The organism is Streptomyces sp. NPDC041784, from assembly GCF_055591025.1.
In genome coordinates, this window is the sequence record NZ_JBVJAB010000025.1 from 60428 (window position 1) to 84967 (window position 24540).

21 protein-coding genes and 1 pseudogene are annotated in these 24540 nt (G+C 73.3%); 12 read left to right on the forward strand and 10 right to left on the reverse strand.

Annotated features, from left to right (window positions below):
• The 5 genes from ACZ6D7_RS36685 to ACZ6D7_RS36705 all read left to right on the forward strand — a co-directional run bounded on the left by ACZ6D7_RS36685 (position 1) and on the right by ACZ6D7_RS36705 (position 5653).
• On the forward strand, positions 1-1953 hold the full coding sequence (locus tag ACZ6D7_RS36685) for a fumarate reductase/succinate dehydrogenase flavoprotein subunit (protein WP_469500445.1): 1953 nt from the start codon (positions 1-3) through the stop codon (positions 1951-1953).
• Complete coding sequence (locus tag ACZ6D7_RS36690; RefSeq protein ID WP_469500448.1) at positions 1950-2699, forward strand: succinate dehydrogenase/fumarate reductase iron-sulfur subunit; 750 nt, start codon at positions 1950-1952, stop codon at positions 2697-2699. The genes ACZ6D7_RS36685 and ACZ6D7_RS36690 overlap by 4 nt, the downstream gene beginning before the upstream one ends.
• Before the next feature lie 226 nt (positions 2700-2925).
• A complete protein-coding gene (locus ACZ6D7_RS36695; RefSeq protein ID WP_469500449.1) occupies positions 2926-3699 on the forward strand; it encodes a GNAT family N-acetyltransferase in 774 nt (257 codons plus the stop codon).
• A complete protein-coding gene (locus ACZ6D7_RS36700; protein WP_469500451.1) occupies positions 3696-4571 on the forward strand; it encodes a lysophospholipid acyltransferase family protein in 876 nt (291 codons plus the stop codon). Before ACZ6D7_RS36695 ends, ACZ6D7_RS36700 begins: the two co-directional genes overlap by 4 nt.
• Positions 4572-4582: 11 nt before the next feature.
• Positions 4583-5653 (forward strand): NAD-dependent epimerase/dehydratase family protein, encoded by a 1071-nt coding sequence (locus tag ACZ6D7_RS36705; protein ID WP_469500452.1) that lies wholly within the window; start codon positions 4583-4585, stop codon positions 5651-5653.
• A 15-nt stretch (positions 5654-5668) separates the two neighbouring features.
• On the opposite strand, the gene ACZ6D7_RS36710 is transcribed toward ACZ6D7_RS36705, so the two are convergent.
• The 7 genes and pseudogenes from ACZ6D7_RS36710 to rpmF form a co-directional block, all read right to left on the reverse strand.
• Complete coding sequence (locus ACZ6D7_RS36710) at positions 5669-6223, reverse strand: HAD domain-containing protein (RefSeq protein WP_469500454.1); 555 nt, start codon at positions 6221-6223, stop codon at positions 5669-5671.
• 86 nt (positions 6224-6309) lie between these two features.
• Positions 6310-6738, reverse strand: a pseudogene (locus ACZ6D7_RS36715) (ABC transporter); the annotation flags it as partial.
• Positions 6739-6876: 138 nt separating this feature from the next.
• Positions 6877-8181, reverse strand: a complete 1305-nt coding sequence (locus ACZ6D7_RS36720) for a DUF2716 domain-containing protein (protein WP_469500457.1) — start codon at positions 8179-8181, stop codon at positions 6877-6879.
• Positions 8178-9191, reverse strand: a complete 1014-nt coding sequence (locus ACZ6D7_RS36725; protein ID WP_469500459.1) for an LLM class flavin-dependent oxidoreductase — start codon at positions 9189-9191, stop codon at positions 8178-8180. Before ACZ6D7_RS36725 ends, ACZ6D7_RS36720 begins: the two co-directional genes overlap by 4 nt.
• Positions 9192-9243: 52 nt before the next feature.
• The gene (locus ACZ6D7_RS36730) at positions 9244-10629 is read right to left on the reverse strand and encodes an FAD-binding oxidoreductase (protein ID WP_469500461.1); all 1386 of its coding nucleotides are present in this window, start codon (positions 10627-10629) and stop codon (positions 9244-9246) included.
• A 174-nt stretch (positions 10630-10803) separates the two neighbouring features.
• Positions 10804-12498: a LuxR C-terminal-related transcriptional regulator gene (locus tag ACZ6D7_RS36735; RefSeq protein ID WP_469500462.1), complete on the reverse strand. Its 1695-nt coding sequence runs from the start codon at positions 12496-12498 to the stop codon at positions 10804-10806.
• Positions 12499-12594: 96 nt separating this feature from the next.
• Complete coding sequence (gene rpmF, locus ACZ6D7_RS36740) at positions 12595-12765, reverse strand: 50S ribosomal protein L32 (RefSeq protein WP_469500465.1); 171 nt, start codon at positions 12763-12765, stop codon at positions 12595-12597.
• A 128-nt stretch (positions 12766-12893) separates the two neighbouring features.
• Here rpmF and ACZ6D7_RS36745 point away from each other — a divergent pair, with 128 nt between their 5' ends.
• Positions 12894-13385 carry a phosphatase domain-containing protein gene (locus ACZ6D7_RS36745; protein ID WP_469500467.1) on the forward strand — a complete coding sequence of 164 codons (492 nt, stop codon included), beginning with the start codon at positions 12894-12896 and terminating at the stop codon, positions 13383-13385.
• 47 nt (positions 13386-13432) lie between these two features.
• Here ACZ6D7_RS36745 and ACZ6D7_RS36750 read toward each other — a convergent pair whose 3' ends face one another.
• A complete protein-coding gene (locus ACZ6D7_RS36750) occupies positions 13433-13648 on the reverse strand; it encodes a dodecin (protein WP_469500468.1) in 216 nt (71 codons plus the stop codon).
• A gap of 275 nt (positions 13649-13923) precedes the next feature.
• Here ACZ6D7_RS36750 and ACZ6D7_RS36755 point away from each other — a divergent pair, with 275 nt between their 5' ends.
• From ACZ6D7_RS36755 to ACZ6D7_RS36765, 3 genes are all read left to right on the forward strand, one after another.
• Positions 13924-15396: a sugar transferase gene (locus ACZ6D7_RS36755; RefSeq protein ID WP_469500470.1), complete on the forward strand. Its 1473-nt coding sequence runs from the start codon at positions 13924-13926 to the stop codon at positions 15394-15396.
• A 208-nt stretch (positions 15397-15604) separates the two neighbouring features.
• Positions 15605-16255 carry an LbetaH domain-containing protein gene (locus ACZ6D7_RS36760; RefSeq protein ID WP_469500472.1) on the forward strand — a complete coding sequence of 217 codons (651 nt, stop codon included), beginning with the start codon at positions 15605-15607 and terminating at the stop codon, positions 16253-16255.
• A complete protein-coding gene (locus tag ACZ6D7_RS36765; protein WP_469500473.1) occupies positions 16252-17379 on the forward strand; it encodes a glycosyltransferase in 1128 nt (375 codons plus the stop codon). Before ACZ6D7_RS36760 ends, ACZ6D7_RS36765 begins: the two co-directional genes overlap by 4 nt.
• A gap of 69 nt (positions 17380-17448) precedes the next feature.
• On the opposite strand, the gene ACZ6D7_RS36770 is transcribed toward ACZ6D7_RS36765, so the two are convergent.
• Together ACZ6D7_RS36770 and ACZ6D7_RS36775 are read right to left on the reverse strand one after the other, a co-directional pair.
• Positions 17449-18648: a glycosyltransferase family 4 protein gene (locus ACZ6D7_RS36770; protein ID WP_469500475.1), complete on the reverse strand. Its 1200-nt coding sequence runs from the start codon at positions 18646-18648 to the stop codon at positions 17449-17451.
• Positions 18649-18680: 32 nt separating this feature from the next.
• Positions 18681-19661 carry an NAD-dependent epimerase/dehydratase family protein gene (locus ACZ6D7_RS36775; protein WP_469500477.1) on the reverse strand — a complete coding sequence of 327 codons (981 nt, stop codon included), beginning with the start codon at positions 19659-19661 and terminating at the stop codon, positions 18681-18683.
• A gap of 257 nt (positions 19662-19918) precedes the next feature.
• Here ACZ6D7_RS36775 and ACZ6D7_RS36780 point away from each other — a divergent pair, with 257 nt between their 5' ends.
• From ACZ6D7_RS36780 to ACZ6D7_RS36790, 3 genes are read left to right on the forward strand one after another with little or no spacing between them, the layout of a single operon-like run.
• Positions 19919-21391 (forward strand): hypothetical protein, encoded by a 1473-nt coding sequence (locus ACZ6D7_RS36780; RefSeq protein WP_469500478.1) that lies wholly within the window; start codon positions 19919-19921, stop codon positions 21389-21391.
• Complete coding sequence (locus ACZ6D7_RS36785; protein WP_469500480.1) at positions 21388-22956, forward strand: YveK family protein; 1569 nt, start codon at positions 21388-21390, stop codon at positions 22954-22956. Before ACZ6D7_RS36780 ends, ACZ6D7_RS36785 begins: the two co-directional genes overlap by 4 nt.
• Complete coding sequence (locus ACZ6D7_RS36790) at positions 22953-24503, forward strand: oligosaccharide flippase family protein (protein WP_469500482.1); 1551 nt, start codon at positions 22953-22955, stop codon at positions 24501-24503. The genes ACZ6D7_RS36785 and ACZ6D7_RS36790 overlap by 4 nt, the downstream gene beginning before the upstream one ends.
• Positions 24504-24540 lie beyond the last annotated feature (37 nt).

A 24540-nucleotide genomic window follows, 5' to 3' on the forward strand; every position in this document is an offset into this window, starting at 1 on the left:
ATGACTACCCATTACGCGGACTACCCGACCGGTGAGCCGGTCGTCGACGCCAAAGCCCCCTCCGGACCGGTCGGCGAGCGCTGGGACAAGCGCCGCTTCGAGGCCAAGCTGGTCAACCCGGCCAACCGGCGCAAGCACACGGTGATCGTCGTCGGCACCGGCCTCGCCGGCGGCTCCGCGGGCGCCACGCTCGCCGAACAGGGCTACCACGTCGTCCAGTTCTGCTACCAGGACTCCCCGCGCCGCGCCCACTCGATCGCCGCCCAGGGCGGCATCAACGCGGCGAAGAACTACCGCAACGACGGCGACTCCGTGCACCGGCTGTTCTACGACACCGTCAAGGGCGGCGACTTCCGCGCCCGGGAGTCGAACGTGCACCGGCTCGCGCAGATCTCCGTCGAGATCATCGACCAGTGCGTGGCGCAGGGCGTGCCCTTCGCCCGCGAGTACGGCGGTCTGCTCGACACCCGCTCCTTCGGCGGCGTCCAGGTCTCCCGTACCTTCTACGCCCGCGGCCAGACCGGCCAGCAGCTGCTGCTCGGCGCCTACCAGGCCCTCAGCCGGCAGATCGCCGCCGGGAACGTGGAGATGCACCCGCGCACCGAGATGCTCGACCTGATCGTGATCGACGGGCGGGCGCGCGGGATCGTGGCGCGGGACCTGATCACCGGCAAGATCGACACGTACGTCGCGGACGCCGTCGTCCTCGCCAGCGGCGGCTACGGAAACGTTTTCTACCTGTCGACCAACGCCATGAACTCCAACGCCACCGCCGTCTGGCGGGCGCACCGGCGCGGCGCGTACTTCGCCAACCCCTGCTTCACCCAGATCCACCCCACCTGCATCCCGCGCACCGGCGACCACCAGTCCAAGCTCACGCTGATGAGCGAATCGCTGCGCAACGACGGCCGGATCTGGGTGCCGAAGGCCAAGGGCGACACCCGGCCCGCGAACCGGATCCCCGAGGACGAGCGCGACTACTACCTGGAGCGCATCTACCCGTCCTTCGGCAATCTCGTCCCGCGCGACATCGCCTCCCGCGCCGCGAAGAACGTCTGCGACGAGGGCAGGGGAGTGGGCCCCGGCGGACAGGGCGTCTACCTGGACTTCGCGGACGCCATCGCGCGCATGGGCCGGGGGGCCGTCGAGGCCAAGTACGGCAACCTCTTCGACATGTACCAGCGGATCACCGACGAGGATCCGTACGAGGTGCCGATGCGGATCTACCCGGCCGTGCACTACACGATGGGCGGCCTGTGGGTCGACTACGACCTCCAGACCACCGTCCCCGGCCTCTTCGCGATCGGCGAGGCCAACTTCTCCGACCACGGAGCCAACCGGCTCGGCGCCTCCGCCCTGATGCAGGGCCTGGCCGACGGCTACTTCGTGCTCCCGGCCACCATCAACGACTACCTCGCCCGCAACCCCCACCAGGGCGAGGTGACCGGCGACCACCCGGTCGTGCAGGAGGTGCTGGCCGAGACCCAGGACCGGCTCAACCTCCTGCTGTCCGTCGACGGCGACCGCACCCCCGACTCCTTCCACCGCGAGGTCGGCGAACTGATGTGGGAGTTCTGCGGCATGGCCCGCAGTGACGCCGGCCTGCGCAAGGCCCTGGAACGCATCCCGCAGATCCGCGAGGAGTTCTGGCGCCGCATCAAGGTCCCCGGCACCGGCGAGGAGTTCAACCAGTCGCTGGAGAAGGCCAACCGGATCGTCGACTACCTGGAACTCGCCGAGCTGATGTGCCTCGACGCACTGCACCGCGCCGAGTCCTGCGGCGGCCACTTCCGCGAGGAGTCCCAGACCCCCGACGGCGAGGCCGCCCGCCGCGACGAGGAGTTCTCGTACGCGGCCGCCTGGGAGTTCACCGGAACCGGCGAGGCCCCCACCCTGCACAAGGAAGACCTGGTCTTCGAGTACGTCCATCCCACCCAGCGGAGCTACGCATGAAGCTCACCCTGCGCGTCTGGCGGCAGCGCGCCGCCGACGCCGACGGCGCCATGTCCACGTACGAGGTGGACGGCATCTCGCCCGACATGTCCTTCCTGGAGATGCTCGACACCCTCAACGAGGAACTCATCCTGCGCGGCGAGGACCCGGTCGCCTTCGACCACGACTGCCGCGAGGGCATCTGCGGGGCGTGCAGCCTGGTCATCAACGGTGACGCGCACGGCCCCGAGCGCACCACCACCTGCCAGCTGCACATGCGGTCCTTCCAGGACGGCGACACGATCGACGTCGAGCCGTGGCGGGCCGCCGCCTTCCCGGTGATCAAGGACCTGGTGGTGGACCGGTCGGCGTTCGACCGGATCATCCAGGCCGGCGGGTACATCACCGCGCCGACCGGAGCCGCGCCGGAGGCCCATGCCACCCCGGTGCCCAAGCCGGACGCCGACCTCGCGTTCGAGCACGCGGAGTGCATCGGCTGCGGGGCGTGCGTGGCGGCCTGCCCCAACGGGGCGGCGATGCTGTTCACCTCCGCCAAGATCAACCATCTGAACGTGCTGCCGCAGGGCGCGCCCGAGCGGGAGACCCGCGTGCTGGACATGGTCGCGCAGATGGACGACGAGGGGTTCGGCGGGTGCACGCTCGCCGGGGAGTGCGCGACGGCCTGCCCGAAGGGGATTCCGCTCGTGTCCATCACCAGCATGAACAAGGAGTGGCTGCGCGCGACCCGTCGGGTGGCCAAGCGGTAGGCCCACCCCGGGATACAAGGGAAAACGTTCGCCGACAGTGCGGACGGGCGGGACCGGGAGTGGTGCTCATCCCCGGTCCCGTCTGGCTTTTCCGGGGGCTCGGACCCTGGCATTCAACATTCCCACATCCGTTCTCTCGGCACCGGTCACGTACACGCCAACCGGGGTCGGGAGAAACAGGGGGAGCGCCACCGTCCCCGCTGTGGCCCGTCCCCAGGAGTGAGCCATGACCGGCGTTTCCACCCTCGACCGTCCCCCGCAGTCCACGGCCCCCGTCCGCTACACCGTCACCCTGGCCCGCGACGAGGCCGACGTGCGGGCCGCGCAGAAACTGCGGCACGACGTGTTCGCCGGTGAGATGGGCGCCCTGCTGACCTCCCCGCAGCCCGGCCTGGACGTCGACCCCTTCGACGCGTACTGCGACCACCTGCTGGTCCGCGACACGGAGACCGGACAGGTCGTCGGCACCTACCGGCTGCTGCCGCCGGAGCGCGCCTCGGTCGCCGGACGACTCTACTCGGAGGGCGAGTTCGACCTGTCACGCCTCGACGGGATCCGGCCGGGACTGGTCGAGGTCGGCCGCTCCTGTGTGCACCCCGACCACCGCGACGGCGCCGTCATCGGCCTGATCTGGGCCGGCATCGCCCGCTACATGGTGGACCGCGGCCACGAGTGGCTCGCGGGCTGCTGCTCGATCCCGCTCGCCGACGGCGGCTCCCTCGCGGCCGGCACCTGGGACCGGGTGCGCGACAAGCACCTGGCCCCCGAGGAGTACCGCGTACGGGCCCTGCTCCCGTGGGTGCCCACCGTGCCGGCGCCCGAGGGCCGCACCGAACTGCCCGCCCTGCTGCGCGGCTATGTGCGCCTCGGCGCCTGGGTGTGCGGGGAGCCCGCGCACGACCCCGACTTCGGGGTGGCCGACCTGTACGTGCTGCTGTCGATGCGCCGGGTCAACGCGCGCTACCTGCGCCACTTCCTCTCCCTCGTCCCGGCCTCATGAGCGTCTGGCTGCCCGGCGCGCCCTGCACCCCGCGGGCGTGCGTGCAGGCCACCGCCTCCCTCACCGCCGTACCGCGGGCCGTCCTGCGGCTCACGGCCGTGGTCCTGCTCGTCCTCGTCGGGGTCGTGCTGTCCCCGCTCGGCCGGAGGATCCCGGCCGGTGCGGTACGGCGGTGGAGCCGGGCGGTGGTGCGGGCGGCGGGCGTCCGGGTCCGGGTGACCGGCACGGCCGCGCCCGCCACCGGCGGACTGCTCCTGGTGGCCAACCACATCTCCTGGCTGGATATCCCGCTGCTGGCCGGTGTCCGCCCGGCCCGGATGCTCGCCAAGGCCGAGATCCGGGCGTGGCCGGTGGCGGGCGCGCTGGCCGCGCGCGGCGGCGTCCTGTTCATCGACCGGGACCGGCTGCGCGCGCTGCCCGGCACGGTCGCCCGGCTCGCCGAGGTGATGCGCGGCGGACAGGCCGTCGCGGTGTTCCCGGAGGGCAGCACGTGGTGCGGCCGCGCCCAGGGCCACTTCCGGCGGGCGGTGTTCCAGGCGGCGCTGGACGCCGGCGTCCCGGTCCAGCCGGTGCGCATCCGCTACCGGGACGGCCGGGGAGCGGCCAGCACCGCACCCGCGTACGTCGGCGACGACTCCCTGTCGGCGTCCCTGTGGCGGGTGGCCTCGGCGCGCGGACTGGTCGCCGAGGTCGAGGTGCTGCCGGTGATCGGGCCGGGCGGCCACACCGACCGCAGGGCGCTCACGGCGGCGGCCGGGGCGCGGGTGCTGGCCGGGCCGCACGAGCACGGTCGCCCGGTGCACGCATTCCCGTCGAGCAGGGGGGTGCCGGGCGCCCGGGATGGGATCATGGCGCGCATCCCGACCACCTGAGGGGAGCGCGCGTGAACACCAGCCCGGCCGGCCGGACGGTTCTCGTCACGGGAGGCAGCGGCTTCGTCGCCGCGCACCTGGTACAGCGGCTCCTGGAGCGCGGGTACCGGGTGCGCACGACCGTACGCGGTACGGCGAACACGGCGAAGCTCGCTCCCCTGCGTGCCCTCCAGGACGCCCACCCCGGCCGTCTCGACCTCTTCGAGGCGGACCTGTTGAAGGACGGCTCCTTCGACGAGGCGCTGAAGGGCTGCTCGGTGGTCTTCCACGTGGCCTCGCCCTTCCTCATGCCCGAGAAGATCAAGGACGGCCGCCGGGACGTCGTGGAACCGGCCCTGCGGGGCACGCGCAACGTCGTCGCGGGCATCGACCGCACGGAGACCGTCGAGCGGCTGGTGTTCACCTCCACGGTGGGCGCGATCTTCGGCGACTACGCGGACGTCGAGCGCATGGACGGCCGTACCCTCTCGGAGACGTACGTCAACACCACCAGCACGGTGGAGAACAACCCGTACCACTACGCCAAGACGGTCGCCGAGCAGGCGGCCTGGGAGGCGGCGGCCGCGCAGGACCGCTGGCACATGGTCTCCGTCAACCCCGGCCTGATCCTGGGCCCCTCGCTCACCCCGGTCTCCGCCTCGGGCAGCCTGTTCCTCCTGGACGAGCTGTTCAAGGGCTACTTCTTCTACGGCGCCCCGGACTTCAGCTTCACCACGGCCGACGTACGGGAGGTGGCGGAGGCCCACATAGCGGCGGCGGAACGCCCCGAGGCGCACGGCCGCTACATCGTCGCGGCGGCGGAGATGACCTCCTTCCACCAGATGGCCGAGGCCCTGCTGAAGCACCACCCGCGCAACCTGCGGCTGCCCCGCACGGCCCTGCCGCACTGGCCGGTGCGCGTCCTCGGCCCCGCGTTCGGCCTCACCCAGGACTACATCCGCAACCACCTCGGCATCCGCTTCCCGGTCGACAACCACCGCAGCGTCGAGGAACTCGGCCTCACCTACCGGCCGATCGAGGAGACACTGGTGGACCACTACCGGTCGTGGCGGGAACAACGCAACGCGGCACGCTCCGCCTGACTCCCCGCCTCCGGTTCAGGGGCGGCCAGGACCGCCGGTCGCCTGCCCGGCCGCCCACGCGGCCAGCCGCGTGAAGTCGGGGGGAAGGAGGCCGCGGCGCGGGTCGACGTGGTGCAGGAGGGCCGGGCCGGGGTGGTGGGCGGCCACGAACTCCCGGTCCCGGTCGGTGATCTCGTCGTCGATCCAGGCGAACGGCCGTCCGGCGGCCAAGGACACGACGAGGCGGGTCTTCCAGAACGTGCCCGCGGGCGGCGGCGTGCCGTCGCCGGTGTCCCAGTCGATGTACGGCAGCTCCGGCAGCCCGATCCGCGGCGCGATCCAGGTGTTGGCGTCGGCGGCCCACGTCGTGGCCCACACCAGGTCGTACGGCAGCGCTCGCAGGGCCGGCCCGTGTGCGGGGTTGAGCCAGACCCGCAGCGGCTTCAGAGACGGGTCGTCCCAGCCGCGCGGCCGCATCCGGTGGGTGGTGTACCCCTCGGGCCGCCGCTCGGGCTTGGCCGCGTAGGGGTTGAGCGGACCGTCGACGTCGATGAGGAGCAGGGGGCGGTCCGCCGCGGCGGTGTCGGACATCTCTGAACTCCCCGTCGTCGGCGGCCGGACGGGCCCGGCGGCGTCCCGTCGCGAGTCTACGGCGCCGTACCGCCCAGGGCCCGTGCCAGATACGGCGCCGTGGCACTGTCCCGTGCCGCCGCCACCTCGCCCGGCGTGCCCGTGGCCACGATCCTGCCGCCCGCGTCGCCGCCGCCCGGGCCGAGGTCCAGGACCCAGTCGGCGCCCGCCACCACCGCCATGTCGTGCTCGACGACGACCACGGTGTGCCCGGCGTCGACCAGGCCGTGCAGGCGCTCCAGCAGGGCCTCCGTGTCCGCCGGGTGCAGACCCGCGGACGGCTCGTCGAGGACGTACACCACGCCGAACAGCCCGGAGCGCAGCTGGGTCGCCAGGCGCAGCCGCTGGAGCTCGCCCGCCGAGAGGGTCGGCGTGGCGCGGTCCAGCCCGAGATAGCCGAGGCCCAGCTCGACGACCGGCGCGATCCGGGACAGCAGATCGCCGGCGAGCACCCGGGCGGATTCCGAACCGGACCCGGAACCGGGCCCGGAACCCGCCCCGGCCTCCAGGGCGCGGTGCAGGCCACGTCCGGCCGACCGGCACGGGAGCGGGGCGTCCTGCCAGGGGTGTCCTGGCAGGGTTTCCTGTCACGGGTTCCTGCCGGAGGCGTCCTGTCAGGGGCCGAAGCTCCACACGTTCCCCACCGGTCTGCCGTCGCGCCGCAGTACCGTCCCCAGGAGGGCGGTGAGTTCCTCCTCGACCTCGGCGACGACGTCCGCGCCGAAGACGCAGAGGGACTCCTCCTTGAAGTTCCCGTAGGTACCCATGCGCAGGTCGCCGGAGACCTGGACGACGTTCTCGTCCACGAGATACGCGTAGCCCGGCCACCGTGGCTGCCCGGGGCCTCCCGCCCGGGTGGGATCCCAGCGGGAGCCGTTGATGTACCACTTCAGCCGGTACAGCCGGTCACCGGGCCGCCCGCAGGCCCGCAGCCCGCGGGCGACCACGGCCTCCACCTCGGCGAGCAGCGGGTCGCGCACGGTGTGGTCGACGGCGGCCATGTGCCAGGTGACCGATCCCGGGGGTTCGGCGATGCCGTCGTAGGCGGTCTCGTACGTCACTTCGAAACGCCGCTCGAACCGTCGCCAGATCTCGTCGTGCTCCGGCTGGCCCAGCAGCCACCCCACCGGACGCTCCCGGGCCGGCTCACCGGTCGGCGCCCAGCGGTACGTCGTCACCTCGGCGACCTCCCGGAAGCCGGCCCCGAGATGGACGGGCACCAGGTCCCCGCTCGCCTCGGCCACCAGGTACCGGGACCCCTGCCGCCCCCACAGCCCCCGGGCGGCCCACGCCGCCGCCGCGTGCAGCAGCTCGGGGCGCGGCCCGCTGATGCCTCCGACGGAGGTGAACTCCGTGCCGGGGACCCGCTCCATCCAGACCGTGTCGACGGCCCGCCCGTGCCGGTCCAGGACCAGGACCTCCATGGCGGCGTCGGTGGACCACACCGCCCCGTCCGCCATCAGCTCCGTCAGCGGCCTGCGCTGCTCGGGGGCGGCCGCCGCGAGCCGCTGGACCGCCGCCTGTTCGTCGGACGAGCCGCCCGCCCGGCGGGGCCGCACCCGGGCGTCCCGCGGCGCCGGTACGTCCGCGACCTCGGCCACGAGCAGGGAGCGGGCCGCGCCCGGCGTGAAGCCCGCCGCGCCCAGCGCCCGGGCGAGTCCGGGCGGGTCGGCGGAGGACACCTTCCACTCCACCGGCTCGACCCGCCCGGCGCACACCTCCTGCTGCCGGTGCACCAGGTCCGGCAGGCTCACGCCGGTGAGGTCCCCGTGGTGCACGACGGCGTGCGTGCCGCAGTGCACGCGGACGACCGGTCCGTCCTCCTCGACGACCGTGCCGCAGGGCGTCCGGAAGGGGTCCTCGGGCACCCGCGCGCGCAGTTGGTCCCGGCAGGCGGACAGCAGTTCTTCGGCGGTCACTCGGTGTGCTTCTCCCCGTTCACGATCCCGGCCAGTCGCCGGTAGGAGTCCAGCAGCGCCACACGGTCGTACGTGCTGGTCGTGACGAGGATCTCCTGCGCGCCGGTGTCCTTCAACAGCATTTCCAGCTCCGCGGCCACCTGCTCCTCGGTCCCCGCGAGCTGGCCGGCCAGACCGGACTCGTAGAACCCGCGCTCCTTCGCGGTCATCTCCAGCGCCTCGACCCGCTCGGCGGGCGGCAGCGGCGGGAAGGTGCCGTGCGTGCGCGAGGAGGCCATCGACCAGGCCTCCGGGAGCAGGATCCGGCGGGCCGCCTCGGGGGTCGCGGCCACGGCGACCGTGCCCGAGACGACGACGTACGGCTCGCTCGCCCACGGCGACGGCCGGAACCCCGCGCGGTAGGTGTCGACACCCCGGCGCATCCTGTCCCGGTCGCGCAGATCCCCGATGACCATCGGCAGGCCCGCGCGGGCGGCGATCGCCGCGCCCTCGCCCATGGCCAGCACGAACGGCGGCACGCTCAGCCCCTCCGCCGGATACGCGTGCACCCGGGTCGGGGAGGTGCCCCGGAACCAGCCGAGCAGCTCGTCGAGGTGGGCCGCGAAGTCGTCGGCGTCGTCCTTGTCGCGGCCCAGCGCCCGGCGCACGCCGTCGGTGAAGCCCACCGAGCGGCCCAGGCCCATGTCGATCCGGCCCGGGAAGAGGGACTCCAGCACGCCGAACTGCTCGGCCACCACCAGCGGCCGGTGGTTGGGCAGCATCACCCCGCCGGTGCCGACCCGGATGGTGCGGGTCGCGCCCGCCACCGCGGCCGCGAGGACGGTGGGCGCCGAACCGGCGACCCCGGGCACCCCGTGGTGCTCGGAGACCCAGAACCGGTGGTAGCCGAGCCGCTCCGCCTCCCGCGCCAGCGCCACGGTGTCCCGCAGCGCCCGGGCGGCCGTGTGCCCCTCGCGGACGCGGGAACGGTCGAGGACGGAGAAGCGGGCCGAGGCGATCACGGAACTCACGGAACTCACGGAACTCATACCGGGTTCAACACCGCACGGCCCGCGGGATTCCTCAGGGGACGATGTTGTGGTTCAGCCGGAACAGGTTCCCCGGATCGTGACGCCGCTTCAGTTCCGTGAGCCGGGCGTAGTTCGCGCGGTAGTTGGCCCGCACCCGGTCCTGGTCGTCGCCGTCCATGAAGTTCACGTAACCGCCCTCCATGGCGTGGGGCGTGAGCGCCCGGTGGAAGCCGCGCACCCAGTCCTTGTGGGCCTCGCAGTCCGCCCGGGTGGTGAGGGTCGGGCTGAGCGCGATCGAGAAGTCGGCGTCCCGGTAGGAGAACGCGGTGTCCTCGGGGCCGACGCGGTGGCAGGCGCCGTCGACGGGGAAGACGACGGTGACGCTCTGCACGGACGGGGTCGTGGGGCCGTACTCCACGAACGCGTCGATCGCGCCGTCCGGCAGGCCCCGGGTGAAGGTGCCCTTCCAGTAGTGGAAGAGACCGGCGGGGACCAGGTCGTCGAAGAGGGTGTTGATCACCGGGTAGGGCATGCGCTCCAGATGCCGGCCCACCACCGGGCCGAGGGCCGCCAGCCGGTCCCGGATCCGGTCGTCCTCCTCCCGCGGGCCGCTCCAGCAGCCCACCACCCCGCACACCGGCCGGCCGTGCCAGCGCTCGGGCAGGAAGGGCACCGGCGGGCCGAGCCCGACGACGAGCACCGCCCCGAGCAGTTCGTCGCCCTCCGCGACCAACTCGCGGTAGCGACGCAGCACGTCCGCGTCGAGCGGGAAGAACGTCGGCCCGCCGAGGATGTCGGCGATCGGGTGCAGCCGGTACGAGAAGGAGGTGACGACGCCGAAGTTCCCGCCCCCGCCGCGCACCGCCCACATCAGGTCGGCGTTCTGTTCGTCCGTGCAGGTCACGAAGGCCCCGTCGGCCGTCACCAGATCCACCGAGAGCAGGTTGTCGCAGGCCAGGCCGCAGCGCCGGGTCAGATGGCCCATGCCGCCGCCGGTCGTCAGACCGCCCACGCCGGTGGTGGAGACGATCCCGCCGGTGGTGGCCAGGCCGAAGGCGTGCGTGGCGTGGTTGACGTCCGCCCAGGTGCAGCCGCCCTCCACCCACGCCCGGCGGGCGCCGGGATCGACCCGGATGCCGCGCATCAGCGCCAGATCGAGGACGACCCCGCCGTCGCAGGTGCCGTACCCGGGCACGCTGTGGCTGCCGCCGCGCACGGCGAGCGGGAGCCCCTGCTCGCGGGCGAAGTCCACGGTCGCGATCACGTCGCCCGCGTCGACCGCCCGCACGACGAGGGCCGGCCGGCGGTCGATCATCGCGTTGTAGACCGCGCGCGCCTCGTCGTACTCCGGGTCGCCGGGCTCGACGAGGTCGCCGCGCAGGGCCCCGCGCAGCCGTTCCAACAGCTGGTGGTCGAGGGTCGGGGTGTAGGTCGTCATGGCCGCCACCCGCCTTCCGGTAGAGGAGGTTACGTAGGGGAGGGGGCACTGGAGGAAGGGGCACGTGGAGGAGGGGTCACGACACCGGTCTACGCCCGCGAGCGTGGCGCGCTCATCGCCGGAATCGCCCATCCCGCGCCGGACCGGGCATGGGCAGAACGGCCCATACGGCGCTCAGGCCAGCCCGTGCGTACAGGCGTACGCGGTCGCCGCCGCCCGCGAGGACACGTCGAGCTTGGCGAAGATGTTGTTGAGGTGCCTCGCGACCGTGTGCTCGCTGATCGTCAGCTCCGCCGCCACGGCCCGGTTCGTGCACCCCGCCGCCACCAGCCGCAGCACCTGGACCTCGCGGTCGGTCAGCCCGCCCGGCCGCCGCCCGCGCCCCGCCGTGAGCAGCGCCGCAGCCCGGCGAGCGTCCGGTACGGCGCCCAGCTGGCCGAAGGTGCGGTGGGCGGCCTCCAGCTCCAGCCGGGCGCCCTCCTCGTCACCGGCGGCCCGGTCGGCGGCGGCCAGCGTCATCCGTACCTGCGCCGCCTCGTACGGCACGCCCAGCTCCAGCCAGAGCGCCAGCGCCCGGTGCAGCCCGGTCTGCGCGGCGTCGAGGTCACCGGCCGCGAACGCCACCGCGCCGGCCGCCGCCGTGGCACACGCGTGCGGCAGCGTCGTCGCCGAGCCGCACAGCCGCCGCCACTCCCGGGCCAGCGCCTCGAGCTCCCCGGCCGCCGTCCGGGCCTCGTCGACCCGGCCGAGCGCCAGGGACACCTCCACCCGGGCGGCGAGCAGCCGGCACCGCTCCAGCCGGCCGTCGCCGTCGTGCCGATGGGCGAGGGCCGCCGCCGAGGCCTCGGCCTTGCCCTGCGCCAGCCGCAGCAGCGCCAGACCGGGCTGCGGATCACGGCCCAGCCGGTGCGCCGTGCCGTAGGCCTCCTCGGCCGCGGCCGGCTCACCGCGCCGCCGCCGGACGTCCCCGACCAGGTAGAACACCTCGCCGGCCGCCCGCTCCTCGTGCGGCAGCAGCTCCTCGCAGGTGCGGACGGCCTCGGTGAGCGCCAGGTCCCACTCGCCGCGCAGCTCCAGCACCTCCACCCGGTGGATCCGGCACAGCCCGCGGAAGTTGTTCTCGGCGGGCATCGACGCGCACCAGCGCATCGCCGCGTCGGTCCACTCGGCGGCGCGCTCCAGGTCGACGCAGGCCATGGACTGCTGGAGGCCCAGGCAGTACACCCAGCCGGTGAAGAAGGACGAGAGCTCGCCCGCGGCGGCCGCGCACATCGCGTCGTCGAGCAGATCGAGCCCCTCGGCGATCCGGCCGCGCGCCACCAGCACGGACGCCTGCGCCTGGACGCTCATCGCGTACAGGTCGGGGCTGTCGCAGCGGCGGGCGACGGCGGCCATCCGCCGGGCGCAGGCCATCGCCTCGTCGAACGCGCCGCGCCGCTGCGCCGCCTCCGCGTCCATCCACGTCAGGTAGCACTGCTCGGCGCACTCGGGCTCGCCGCCGAGGTGCTGCCGGGCCCGGCGCAGCCAGCCGGCGGCCACCGCGGTGCGTCCGGCCAGCTGGTGCTCGTAGAAGAGGAGCCAGGCCATGAGCCCGGCCCGGCGGGCGGCGCCCGCCGCCGCGTACCCGGAGTAGGCGTGGGTGCGGTGGACGACGGACTCCTCGATCCGGCTGGTCCACCAGGCGGCGTCCGCGAAGCCGGCGTGGTCGTCGGGGGTGAGCCGGGCGGGGTCCAGGCCGGACAGCAGACGGTGGGCGTCGGCCCACGCCTCCCGGGCCACGGCGTCCCGCGCCCGGCGCAGCGCGTCCGCGCCCGTCCCCGTGTCCGTCTGCGTGGCCGTGGCCGTCCGGCCGGCCGTCCGCCCAGTCACACGCGGCTCCCTTCTCGCTCGCCGCGAGCAGGACCGTCCCTCTTCAGGATAGTCAGGGCACGGGGGCCGCGAGCCGGTCGCTCCACGGCATCCCGGTCAGCCCTCGGGGCGCAGCAGGCCGCGTTCGTACGCCTTCACCAGGTGCTGCGGCACGAGGTGACGGACGCCGTCGACGGTGACCGGGACCAGCCGTGGCGTGCTCGCCTTCCACTGGGCGCGGCGGTGCCGGGTGTTGCTGCGGGACATCTTCCGTTTGGGGACGGCCATGGGGATCCTCCTCGGTGAGCTGGGCGGACGGGCTCCGAGGACGCTATATGAAAATGGATCCCATTAGCAATTGGCGCGGAGTGGGACCGTCGTGGCTGCCGGGGGGCCGGCTGTCTAGGGTGGGCGGTGTGACCGACAGCAGCAGACGGCCGCTCGCCGTGTTCGATCTGGACAACACCCTGGCCGACACGGCCCACCGGCAGCGTTTCCTGGAGGGCAGGCCGCGCGACTGGGACGCCTTCTTCGCCGCCGCGCCGCAGGACCCGCCGATCCCGGAAGGTGTCGCGCTGGCCGTGGCGAGCGCCGAGGAGTGCGAGGTCGTCTACCTCACCGGCCGGCCCGAGCGCTGCCGCGCGGACACCCGGGAGTGGCTCGCCACGCACGGGCTGCCGGAGGGGCGGGTGTACATGCGGCGCGACCACGACCGCCGGCCCGCCCGGCGCACCAAGCTGGAGATCCTGCGGCGGCTCGCCCGGGACCGGGAGGTGCGGGTGCTGGTGGACGACGACGAACTGGTGTGCGCCGACGCCGTACAGGCCGGATTCACGGTGGTCCGGGCGCGCTGGACGGCCCCGTCCGCCGAACTGAGGACCGCTCAGGAGCGGGACGGGCGGACGTAGTCCCGCTCGGCCCTTCCCGCTCGCGTCTTCCCCGTCCGTTCGGGTCGTCAGTCCGACTCCTCCAGGCGGAAGCCCACCTTCAGTCCCACCTGCCAGTGGGCGATGTCGCCGCCCTCGATCTGCCCGCGCACCTGGGTCACCTCGAACCAGTCCAGGTTGCGCAGGGTCTGCGAGGCGCGGGTGATGCCGTTGCGGACGGCCGCGTCGACGCCCTCCGGCGAGGTGCCGACGATCTCCGTGACCCGGTAGGTGTGGTTCGACATCAGGTGCTCCTCTCGGCCGCGACGGCGGCGTCACGTGTGTCACGCGTCACTCCACCGTGCCCCACGCCGCGCCGCGCCGCCATGCGTGCGCCGACGCCCTCCCCGTTCGTGCGCCGTGGCTCGGCCCTTCGTGCCAGCCACGCACGCTTGGGGGTAAAAAGTCCGATATTGGTATCCATCCGATGATATAAGGATCACGTGAAGGGGGTGGCTGTACGCATCGGTGGTCCGTACGGCCGCGCCCACTATCCGTGATTGGGGGTTTGAAGGAGACCATGCGGCTGTTCAGAGTCCCGATGTCCCGACAGGCGCCGATCCCCGTGGCGCGTCCTCCCGTCCGGCGCGAGGAGACACGGGCGCCTTGGTACGGCCCCGCGGCCGTGTGCGTGGACGTCCTCGCCGCGGGCCTGCCGGTCGCGGCGGCCATTGTCGAGGTCCATGAGCCACACCCGCTGCGCCTGGCGGCCGCCTCGGCCCTGCTGTGGCCCCTCATCGGGGTGTTCAGCAAGCGGTACACCCCGCTGGCCTGGGGTGACGGAGGCGGTCTGCGGGCCGTGATACGAGACTGGCTGGTCCTCGTCGGCGCGCTGGCCACGCTCCGGGTGGTGTGCGGGCTGGACAGCGTGCCCGCCGAGGCGTTCACGGCCCTGATCCCGGCGCTCGTCCTCACCGGCATCTGCCAGAAGGCGATCCACCGGCATCTTCTGGCCGCGCGCCGCAACGCCCGCGCCCTGCGCCCCGTGGTGGTCGTCGGCGAGGCCCCGACCGTCGACGCCGTCGTCGAGCAGCTCGCCCAGCGCACCGACCACGAGTACGTGGTGGTCGGCGCCTGCCTGGTGGGTGAGGGCGAGGTGCGCTCCGGGGTGCCGGAGTACGTCCGGCTGCCCGGCGAGGCGCCCGAGGCGCCGGAGGCGGACGCCACGGCCGTGCTCGCGGCCGCCGAAGAGGTCCAGGCCGACCTGGTCTTCGTGGCACCCGGCCGGCAGATGTCCGGGGAACGGGTGCGCCGGCTGTCCTGGGCGCTGCACGACCGGGGCCGCTCGCTCATGGTGCTGCCCGGCATCACCGACGTGGCCCGCCGGCGGGTGCGGCTGACCTCGGCGGCCGGTCTCACCCTGCTGCACATCGCGCCGCCGTTGCAGCGCGGGATGCACACGCTGACGAAGTCCGCACTCGACCGGGCCGGCGCCCTGTCCCTGATCCTGCTGCTGTCGCCGTTGCTGATCCTGCTGGCGCTCGCCGTCCGGCTCGGCTCGCCAGGCCCCGTCTTCTACCGCCAGACCCGGGTCGGCCGGCAGGGGAAGCGGTTCGCCATGTGGAAGTTCCGCACCATGGTGGTCGACGCGGACCGGCTCAAGTGCGGGCTGGAGGCGCAGAACGAGAACGACGGGCACATGTTCAAGATGCGCCGTGATCCCCGGGTCACCCCGGTGGGCCGGATCCTGCGTCGCTACTCGCTGGACGAGCTGCCCCAGCTGTTCAACATCCTCTTCGGCCACATGTCCCTCGTCGGACCGCGCCCCCCGCTGCCCGAGGAGGTCGTCAAGTACAACGGCGTCGAGATGCGCCGGCTCAGCATCAAACCGGGCCTGACCGGGTTGTGGCAGGTCAGCGGACGCTCGGACCTGTCCTGGCGCGAGACCGTCGCGCTCGACCTGCGCTACGTCGACAACTGGTCGCTGGCCGGGGACATGAACGTGATGGCCCGTACCCTGCGCGCGGTGCTGGACGGCCAGGGCGCCTACTGACCACGGACACGGGCTGACCACGGACACGGGTGCGGCTCCTCGGAACCGGGAGCCGCACCCGTGTCCGTGTGCCGTCCCCCGGTCCGCGCCTCGCCCGTAGCCCCGCTCCTCGCCCGCCGTCCGGGGCGCGTCCGCCATCCGGGCACGTCTGCCGCCAACACGCGGTGAACCGGGGCGCTGCGTCCCCGGGGGCGTGAAGGATCGCGTCATGGTACAGACCACATCCGCCCAGCCCGCAGCCGTGGCGCGGTCCCTGCGCGGTTTCACCGGTGCCGGATACGACAAGGGGCGCCCGCCGCTGATCCAGGCCGCCTGGTTCGCCGCGCTCCATCTGCTCTTCGTCAAGTGGTGGTTCCCGGCGCGCTGGCGGCCCGCCCTGTTGCGCGCCTTCGGCGCCCGCGTCGGACAGCGGGTGCTGATCCGGCGCGGGGTGCGGGTCCACTGGCCCTGGAAACTGGACATCGGCGACGACGTCTGGATCGGCGAGGACGCCTGGATCCTCAACCTCGAACCGGTCACCATCGGCAGCGACTGCTGTGTCTCGCAGGGCGCGTTGCTGTGCACCGGAAGCCACCGCCGTCGTTCCGCCACCTTCGAGTTCGACAACGGCCCCGTCCGGCTGGAGCCGGGCAGCTGGGTCGCGGCCCGCGCGGTCGTGCTGCGCGGGGTCACGGTCGGCCGGGGCGCGGTGGTGGGGGCCGGCGCCGTCGCCCACCAGGACCTGGCGCCGGGCGCGGTCCTGGCGAACGGTGCGGCCGGCACGTCCCGCTCGACAGCGTCGACCGCGTCGACCGCCTCCTCCGTCTCGTCCGCCCCCGCCGCTTCGTCCGCCCCGTTCGTGAAGGAGATCCCGGCATGAGGATCGTCCATGTGGTCACCCTGGTCAGCGACGACGGGGCGTTCGGCGGTCCCACGAGCGTGGCTTTGGCCCAGCTCGAGGAGTGCGCCGCGCGCGGGCACGACGTGACGCTGGTGTCGCTGTGGCGCGGCAGGTCACCGGCCGCGACGCGCCTCGGCGGCGTCCGCTTCCTCTCCCGCCCGGCCCGGCGGATCGTCCCCGGCCGGGGCTGCCTCGGGCTGATGAATCCGCTGCTGCTGTGGGACCTGTGGCGGGCCGTGGGAGGCGCGGACGTCGTGCACCTCCACGCCGGCCGAGACCTGGTCTCCCTCGCCGGGCTCGCCGTCGCCCGCCTGCGGGGCAAGGACTTCGTCACCCAGACGCACGGCATGGTCGAACCCCGCACCGGCACGGTCGCGCGGCTCTTCGACCGGGCGTTCGTGCCCCTGCTGCGCCGGGCCCGCGGCTGTCTCGTGCTCACCGAGCGCGAGCGCCGGGAACTCGCCGCCGTGCTGGGCCCGGACGGCCCGCCGCTGGTGTCGCTGCCCAACGGCCTGCGCTGTGCCCCCGAAGAGGCGGGCGGCCGGGCGCGCGGCGGGCACGAGGTGATGTTCCTGGCCCGGCTGCACCCGCGCAAACGCCCCGAGGCGTTCGTCGAGATGGCCGCGCTGGTCCACAAGGAGAACACCGAGGCCCGCTTCACGCTGTACGGGGCGGACGAGGGGTCCCTGTCCCAGGTGCGGCGGCTGATCGCCGACCGGGGGCTGACCGAGGTGGTCTCCTACGGCGGCGCGCTGGAGCACTCCGCCGCGCTGGCGGCCTACCGCCGGGCCGCCGTGTACGTCCTGCCGAGCGTGCGGGAGCCGTTCCCGATGACGGTCCTGGAGGCCCTGGCCGAGGGAACTCCCGTCGTGTGCACGGACAGCAGCGGGATCGCCGCCGAACTGGCCCGCAGACAGGCGGCCCTGGTCACCGACGGCAGCCCCGAGGAGCTGGCGGACGCGGTGGGCCGGCTGCTCGCCGACGCGGACCTGCGCGCCCGGCTGGCCGGTGCCGGGCGCCGCGCGATCGACGAGGTGTTCTCCATCCGTGCCGTCGTGGACCGGCTGGAGGAGCTGTACCGGGACCGGCCGGGACGCGGATGACGACAGCGGGCGGTCCGGCCGCCGTACGCGGCCGGACCGCCCGTCGGGGAGGCCCCGGGTCCTCCCGGTTCAGCGCGTCGGGAGGAGACTCACCGACCGCAGGATGTCCTCGAACCGGGACGCGCAGTCCTCCAGGGCGAACTCCCGCTCGGCCAGGGCACGGCTCTCCTTGCCCAGGGCCTCGGCGCGCGCCGGGTCGGACAGGATCCCGCGGGCCCAGGCGGCGGCGGCGTCGAGCGCGGACTCTTCGGGCGGGAAGACCGCCGACCCCGCCCGGCGCAGCAGCCGCGCGGCCAGATTGCCGGCGGGCATCAGGCCGAGCACGGGGCGCCCGGCGCACAGATACGACAGGGTCTTCGACGGGACCGAGAACTGCCCGGCGTCCGCGCCCAGCAGCACGACGAGCAGATCGCCCGTGCCCAGCACCTCGGGCAGCCGCCCGTAGGGCTGGAACGGCAGCAGGGTCAGCTCCACGCCCCGGGCGGCCGCGGCCTTCCGCAGGACCGGCACCGCCGGGCCGTCGTTGACGACGACCAGCCGCACCGGGCTGCCGCCCTCCCGCAGCCGCTCGGCCAGCCGCACCAGCAGCTCCGGGTTGTGCTTCAGGCCGAGGGTGCCGGAGTACAGCACCGTCCGCACACCGTTCAGACCCTGCTCGGCGGACCAGGCGTTGGCCCGGTCCACCGGGACGATCTCGTCCAGCGGCGCCCAGTTGGGGATGACGGTGACCTTGTCGGCGGTGCCCCACTCGCGGTGGATCCGCACGAAGGACTCGGCGATCACCACCACGGCCGCGGCCCGTCGCGCGGACCACTTCTCGCCCGCCCCGAAGACCTTGGCGGCGATCCCCATCGACCGCGCGACGCCTTCGGCGGCGAAGCTCTTGAGCGCCACCGCGGTCACGTCCTGGTGCCACAGCACCCACGGGATGCGCAGCCGCCGGAGCATGCCCGCCGCCACCACCAGTACCGGGATCGGCAGGTTGGACAGCAGCGCCACATCGGGCTTCTCCCGCCGTACCTGCCGGGCCAGTTCGAGGCCCAGCAGGGTCTCCTGGCGGAGCCGGCGGACATAGGCGTCCTTCTTCAGCGCGGTGCCGTCCCCGATGGTGGCGAAGCGCAGACCCGGGGTGTCCCCGGCGAGGTTGCCCTTGCCGGAGACGTACGCCGTGCACGTCGAGTGGACGACGTCGTGACCGCGGCGCGCCAGCTCCCGGCTCAACTGGGCCTGGAACGGGTGGCCGCTGTAGTCGTGGACGAGGATCCGCATCGGTTCTCCCTGTCCTGGTACCCGGTCCGACATCACTGGTGGGCGCGCTTGACCTGGTCGTAGACCCAGGCGTACGTCCGCTCGAGGCCGTCGACCAGGGCGACCGAGGGCTCCCAGCCGTGGATCTCGCGGATCAGCGTGTTGTCGGAGTTGCGGCCGCGCACGCCCTGCGGGGCGTCGAGCCGGTGGCGGCGCTCGCAGCGCACACCCGCGATCCGCTCGACGATGTCGACGAGCTGGTTGATGGTCACCAGCTCCGAGGAGCCCAGGTTGACCGGCTCGCCACTGTCCCCGCGCATGATCATCTGGCTGCCGTGCAGGCAGTCGTCGATGTACATGAAGGAACGGCTCTGCTGTCCGTCGCCCCAGATCTCGATCCGGTGGTCACCGGAGAGGACCGCCTCGGCCACCTTCCGGCACACCGCCGCTGGGGCCTTCTCCCGGCCGCCGGTCCAGGTGCCGTGCGGGCCGTACACGTTGTGGTATCGGGCGACACGTGTGACGAACCCGTAGTCCTCCGCGTAGTGGCGGCACATGCGCTCGGAGAACAGCTTCTCCCAGCCGTAGCCGTCCTCGGGCTGCGCCGGGTAGGCGTCCTCCTCCCGGAGCGCGGTGACGTTCGGGTCGGTCTGCTTGCCGGCGGCGTACACGCAGGCGGAGGAGGAGTAGAAGTAGCGCTCCGCACCGGCCTCGTGGGCCGCCCGCAGCATGTGGGTGCTGGTGAGCACCGACAGCATGCACGCGGCCTTGTTGTTCTCGATGAAGCCCATGCCGCCCATGTCGGCGGCGAGCATGTACACCTGGCGGGCGCCGCGGACGCCCGCGCGGGCGCTCTCCAGGAGCGAGAGGTCGTCGACCACGTTCTCGGCGTCCGGGTGCACCTGGTACCACTCGTGCCGGGGCTTGATGTCGATCGATCGGACGGTCAGCCCCTGGGCAAGGAGGTCGCCCACGAGATGACCACCGATGAATCCCCCGCCTCCGGCGACGACGACGTCGACCTGCTTGCTCATGGCACAACTCCTCTGGGATTCCGGAGATCTGATGCGCGGTCAGTCCGACCGGCGTCCATAAGCAATACACATTTGTCATGATTTGAGGTAAATGGCGCGCCGCGCCCGATCGTGCACGTCACCTCGATGACTCTGTTCGGGGACTGTCCCGTCCAACTGAATGATTCGTGCGCGCCTGGACCGATTTACGAGATATGAGCGCTATATATCTTTCAGTGATGTTTCAGCCTAAATACTCGCTCGGCAGAGAGGTCGGGATGCAGGACGCTCGCGTCCGCAGTGTGGCTGCGGTCTTCGTCTGGGCCGTGGTGCTGACCGTCGTGCTTCCGGGGCTGATCCTCCAGTCGCACGGCGTGCGGGCATCGGCCGCACTCGCCCTGCAAGGCGTCGTCGTGGCCCACACCGGGGGCGCGGTCGCCCGGGTGCTCACCGCGGCCACCGTGCGGTTCGTCGCCTTCGGCTTCTGGGTCTTCGCCTACATCTGGCTCGGCCTGGCCCCCCTGGCGATGCTCGCCTCCGACACCTACCCGTGGCCCTACCGCACCTCCGGGGTGACCGCCCTGGGCGCCGTGGCCGTCGTCGAACTCGGACTCCTCGCCTACAGCGCCGGAGCGGCTCTCGCCGCCCGCCGGGACCAGGGGGGCGCGGCCACCGCACCGCCCGGACTCATCGAGCGCGTCCTGTCCCGCCGTATCGCGCCCTGGCGCCTGCTCGGGCTCTGCGTGCTCGCTCTCGGCCTCGCGGTCCTGCTGATCGCCGGCCAACCCGGACGCCTGGGCGCGTACTTCACCAGCCGGCAGGCCATCACCGAGGCCGGCGGCGAAGAATCCTCCCTGCGGTCCCTGCTCACCTGGTCGCTGTCCGTGCCCGCGTTCTGGGCCCTGCTCGGTCTGCTGCGCGTACCGCGGCGGCCCGGCGGCGACCGATGGCTGCGCGGGGCGCGCTGGCTGCTGCTGCCGGTGCTCGTCGCCCTCAACGTCGTGGTCAACAACCCCATCAGCAAGCCGCGGTTCTGGGCCGGCATGGTCCTGCTGACCCTGCTGTTCTCGGTGCCCCGGCTGTGCCGGCCCCGTGCCTTCCGGATCACCGGGGCCGCCCTCATCGCCGCGCTGCTGTTCGTCTTCCCCTACAGCGACTACTTCCGCTACAGCGACCGGGAGGACGTCGCCGTCGTCTCCCTCTCCGAGCAGTTCACCAGCAACGGCGACTACGACGCCTTCCAGCAGGTGCAGACCGGCATCGACCACGCCCGCGACGACGGGTTCCTCCCGCAGAACGTGCTCGGCCCCCCGCTGTTCATGGTGCCGCGCTCGCTGTGGCCGGAGAAGCCCGAGGACACCGGCATCGCCCTGGCCCGGTACGCGGGGTACGACTTCCACAACCTCTCCGCGCCCCTCTGGATCGAGAGTTACCTGTGGGCCGGACCCTTCGCGGTGGTCGTCGTGTTCTGTCTGCTGGGCGCGTTCGGACGGCGGGTCGACGACGCCCGGCACCGGCTGCGCGACCGGGCGGGCGTCCTCGCGGCGCTGCTGGTCCCGGCCTTCGCCTTCTACCAGATGGTCTTCCTGCGCGGCAGCCTGCTCGCCATCGCGGGCCCGCTGACGCTGCTGGTGGCCGTCCCGCTGCTCATCAGCATCCCCACCGCCCGAGCATCCCGGTTCCCCTCAACGGCGATGCCGACCGCACCCAACCGTCACGCATCGATCCCCGGAACAGGAGGGCACCCGTGACCGGCCCCATCCACTTCGACGACCGGTACGACGAGCCGGACCAACTACGCGACCAACTGCGTCGCATTCTGCGGCACCGCATGCTCATCGCACTGGGGATCCTCCTGGGAGTGCTCGGCGGGCTGGCCCTGGCCCAGCAACGCGCCCACACCTACAGCGCCACCAGCGAAGTCCTCGTGCGCTCCACCTTCGACCAGTTCGGCGCCGTGGGTGTGAGCGCCGACAACCAGGTCAGCATGACCACCGAGCAGCAGATCGCGGGCAGCGCCGCCGTCGCCCTGCGCGCGGCACGCCTCCTGGGCCGCCCGGACAGCGAGGCAGGCGACTACGCCGCCCGGGTCCGGGTCACCAACCCGCAGAAGTCCCAGGTGCTGCGCTTCGAGTTCACCACCGCCGGACCCGAGCGGGCGGCACGCGGCGCCAACGCCTTCGCCGAGGCCTACCTCGCCGACCGCAAGAACCGCAACGAGGCCACGGTGCTGCGCGCCACGCAGGCCCTGGACCAGCAGATCGCCGTACTGAACGAGCAGCTGGCCAACGACACGGCGCCTGCCAAGACCGCCGCGCAGAGCCAGCTCTACACGCTCCAGAAGCGCGTCCTGGACATCAAGTCCCGGGACATCGACGCCGGTGACGTCGTCCGCCGGGCCATCGCCCCCACCCTGCCCGTCGGCCCCGGTATGCGCACCCTGCTCGGCCTCGGGCTGGTGTGCGGTCTGCTCCTGGGCGTCGTGCTGGCCTGGGTGCGCTCCTCCCTCGACAACCGGATCCGGTCGGTCGGCGAGGTGCAGGGCGCCCTGGGCGCGCCGGTGCTCGGCATCCTGCCCGCCGACGGCCGCCAGGGCGACGCCCTGCTGACCGTCGGCCGCACCGAGGGCCCGCGCGCCGAGGCGTTCCGGGCGCTGGCCTTCCGGCTGCGCCAGGTCGCCGGCCCCTCCGGCCCCGGCCAGGTGCTCGTCGTGGCCCCGCGCCACTCCGACGTCGCCGAGGAGGTCGCCGCCAACCTGGCCGCGGCCCTGGCCGACGACGGCGGTGAGGTCCTGCTGGTGGACGCCGCCCCCGACACCTCCGACCTCGCGGCCCGGCTGCCGCTGATGCCGTACGAGGCGCCCACCCTGGAGGAGGCGTTCCTGCCGGTCGGGAGTGTCCTCGTCGACGCCGACGTCGCCGGACGCTTCGCCTTCGCCTCGGGCGGCGCCAACGCCCCGCGCGTCCGCGCCGCCGACCGAGACCACCGCACGCAGGCCGACGGCGACCTGTCGACCGTCGTCGTCACCGGGCCGTTCCTCGCGGACGCCGACGCGCTCGCGGTCGCCCAGCGGGTCGACGGCGTCCTCGTGGTCGCCGGCCTCGACGGCACCCGGCGCGACGACCTGCGGCAGGTGGAGGAGCTGATCGGCTGCGCCGGCGGTCGTCTCCTCGGCGCTGTCCTCGACGCGGGCCGCCCGCGCCGTCGGCTGGGGCTGCTGCGCCGCCGTCCGAAGTACCGTCCCGCGTCGCCCGCCTCGGCGTCGACCATGGAACTCCCTGTGCAGGACAGCACGTTCACGGTCTCCCGCCGATGACCGCCCCCGAAGCGGCTGCTCCCACCCGCCCCGGGGCCCCGGCCCCGAGCGGGGTGGCCGCGGCCGCCCGGGGCGGGTGGTGGGGCGTGGCGGGCTCCGGCGTGAACGCCGTCTTCTCGTTTCTGCTCGTCGGCCTGATCACCCGGGCGGTCGGAGCGGACGGGGCCGGCGCGATCTTCACGGGCGTCGCCCTGTTCACCATCCTCAGCAACACCTGCAAGCTCGGCGCCGACACCGGGCTGGTCCGGTTCGTGCCGCGGGATCTCGCCGTCGACGACGGCCGCTCGGTGCACGCGCTGCTGCGAACGGCCGTCCTGCCGGCGGCCGTCGCCGGCACCGCCGCCGCCGTACCGCTGCTGATGTCGCCCGCCGTGGCCACCACGCTGCTGCCCGACCTGCCCCCGGCGGACGCCGTCGCGCTGGTCCGGCTCTTCGGGCTGTTCCTGCCCGCCGCCACCGTGGGGATGATCCTGCTCGGCGCCACCCGGGGCTACGGCACGGTGGTGCCGTTCGTCGGTGTGGAGCAGATCGGCAAACCGGTGCTGCGGGTGCTGATCGCCGTCCCGCTGGTCTTCTGGGCGCCGGGGACGCTCTCCCTCGCCTCGGCCTGGCTGCTGCCCACGCTGGCCGGCTCCGTCGCCGCCTGGGTCTCCCTGCGCCGCTGCCGGGCCGCCCGCCCGCCGGCCGACCCCGCGCCCGGCACCCCCGGCGGCTCCGTGACCTGGCGGGGCTTCTGGGGCTTCGCCGCCCCCCGCGCGGTCTCCTCCGTCTTCGACATCAGCGCGGTCTGGGTGGGCGTCCTGATGCTGTCCGCCCTGGCCACGGCAGGCGAGGCGGGCGTCTACACCGCGATCGGCCGGGTCGTCACCGCGTGCACCCTCATCCAGCTCGCCGTCCGGCTCGCCGTCGCACCGGAGATCAGCCGGCTGCTCGCCGTCGAGGACCTCGCCCAGGCGCAGGCGCTGCACCGCGTCTCGACCTGCTGGACCGTTTTGTTCTCCTGGCCGCTGTTCGTTCTCGTCGCCTCCTTCCCCGGCACCGTACTGTCCGTGTTCGGGCCGGAGTTCGGCGTCGGCGCGCCCGCGCTGGTGGTGCTGTGCGCCGCGTCGATGGTCAACGTCGCGGTCGGCAACGCGCAGACCGTGCTCCTCATGGCCGGCCGCAGTTCCTGGCATCTGGCCATCACCGCCGTGTCGTTCGGGGTGCAGCTGACCGTGGGACTGCTCGCCGTACCGGCCTGGGGAGTGCTCGGCGCCGCGGTGTCCTGGGGGGCGGCCATCGTGGTGGAGAACCTCGCGGCCGCCGCGCTGGTCCGCAGCCGGCTCGGTTTCACGACCGTGGACGGGGCCTACGCCGTGGCGCTCTGCGCCGGCCTGGCCGTCACGGTCGTCCTGACGGTCACCCGCCTGCTGGAAGGTGACACTCCGTCAGGACTCGCCGTGGGGATGGCCTTGGGATTGTGTGTATTTGGTACTAGCTTGTGGCGATATCGGACGTCGCTGGGAGTGAGCGAGCTGGTCGGGGTGCTGCGCCGCCGCGCCGCATGAGCACCCAGTCGGCGTCACGGTCCGCCTCCCACTCACA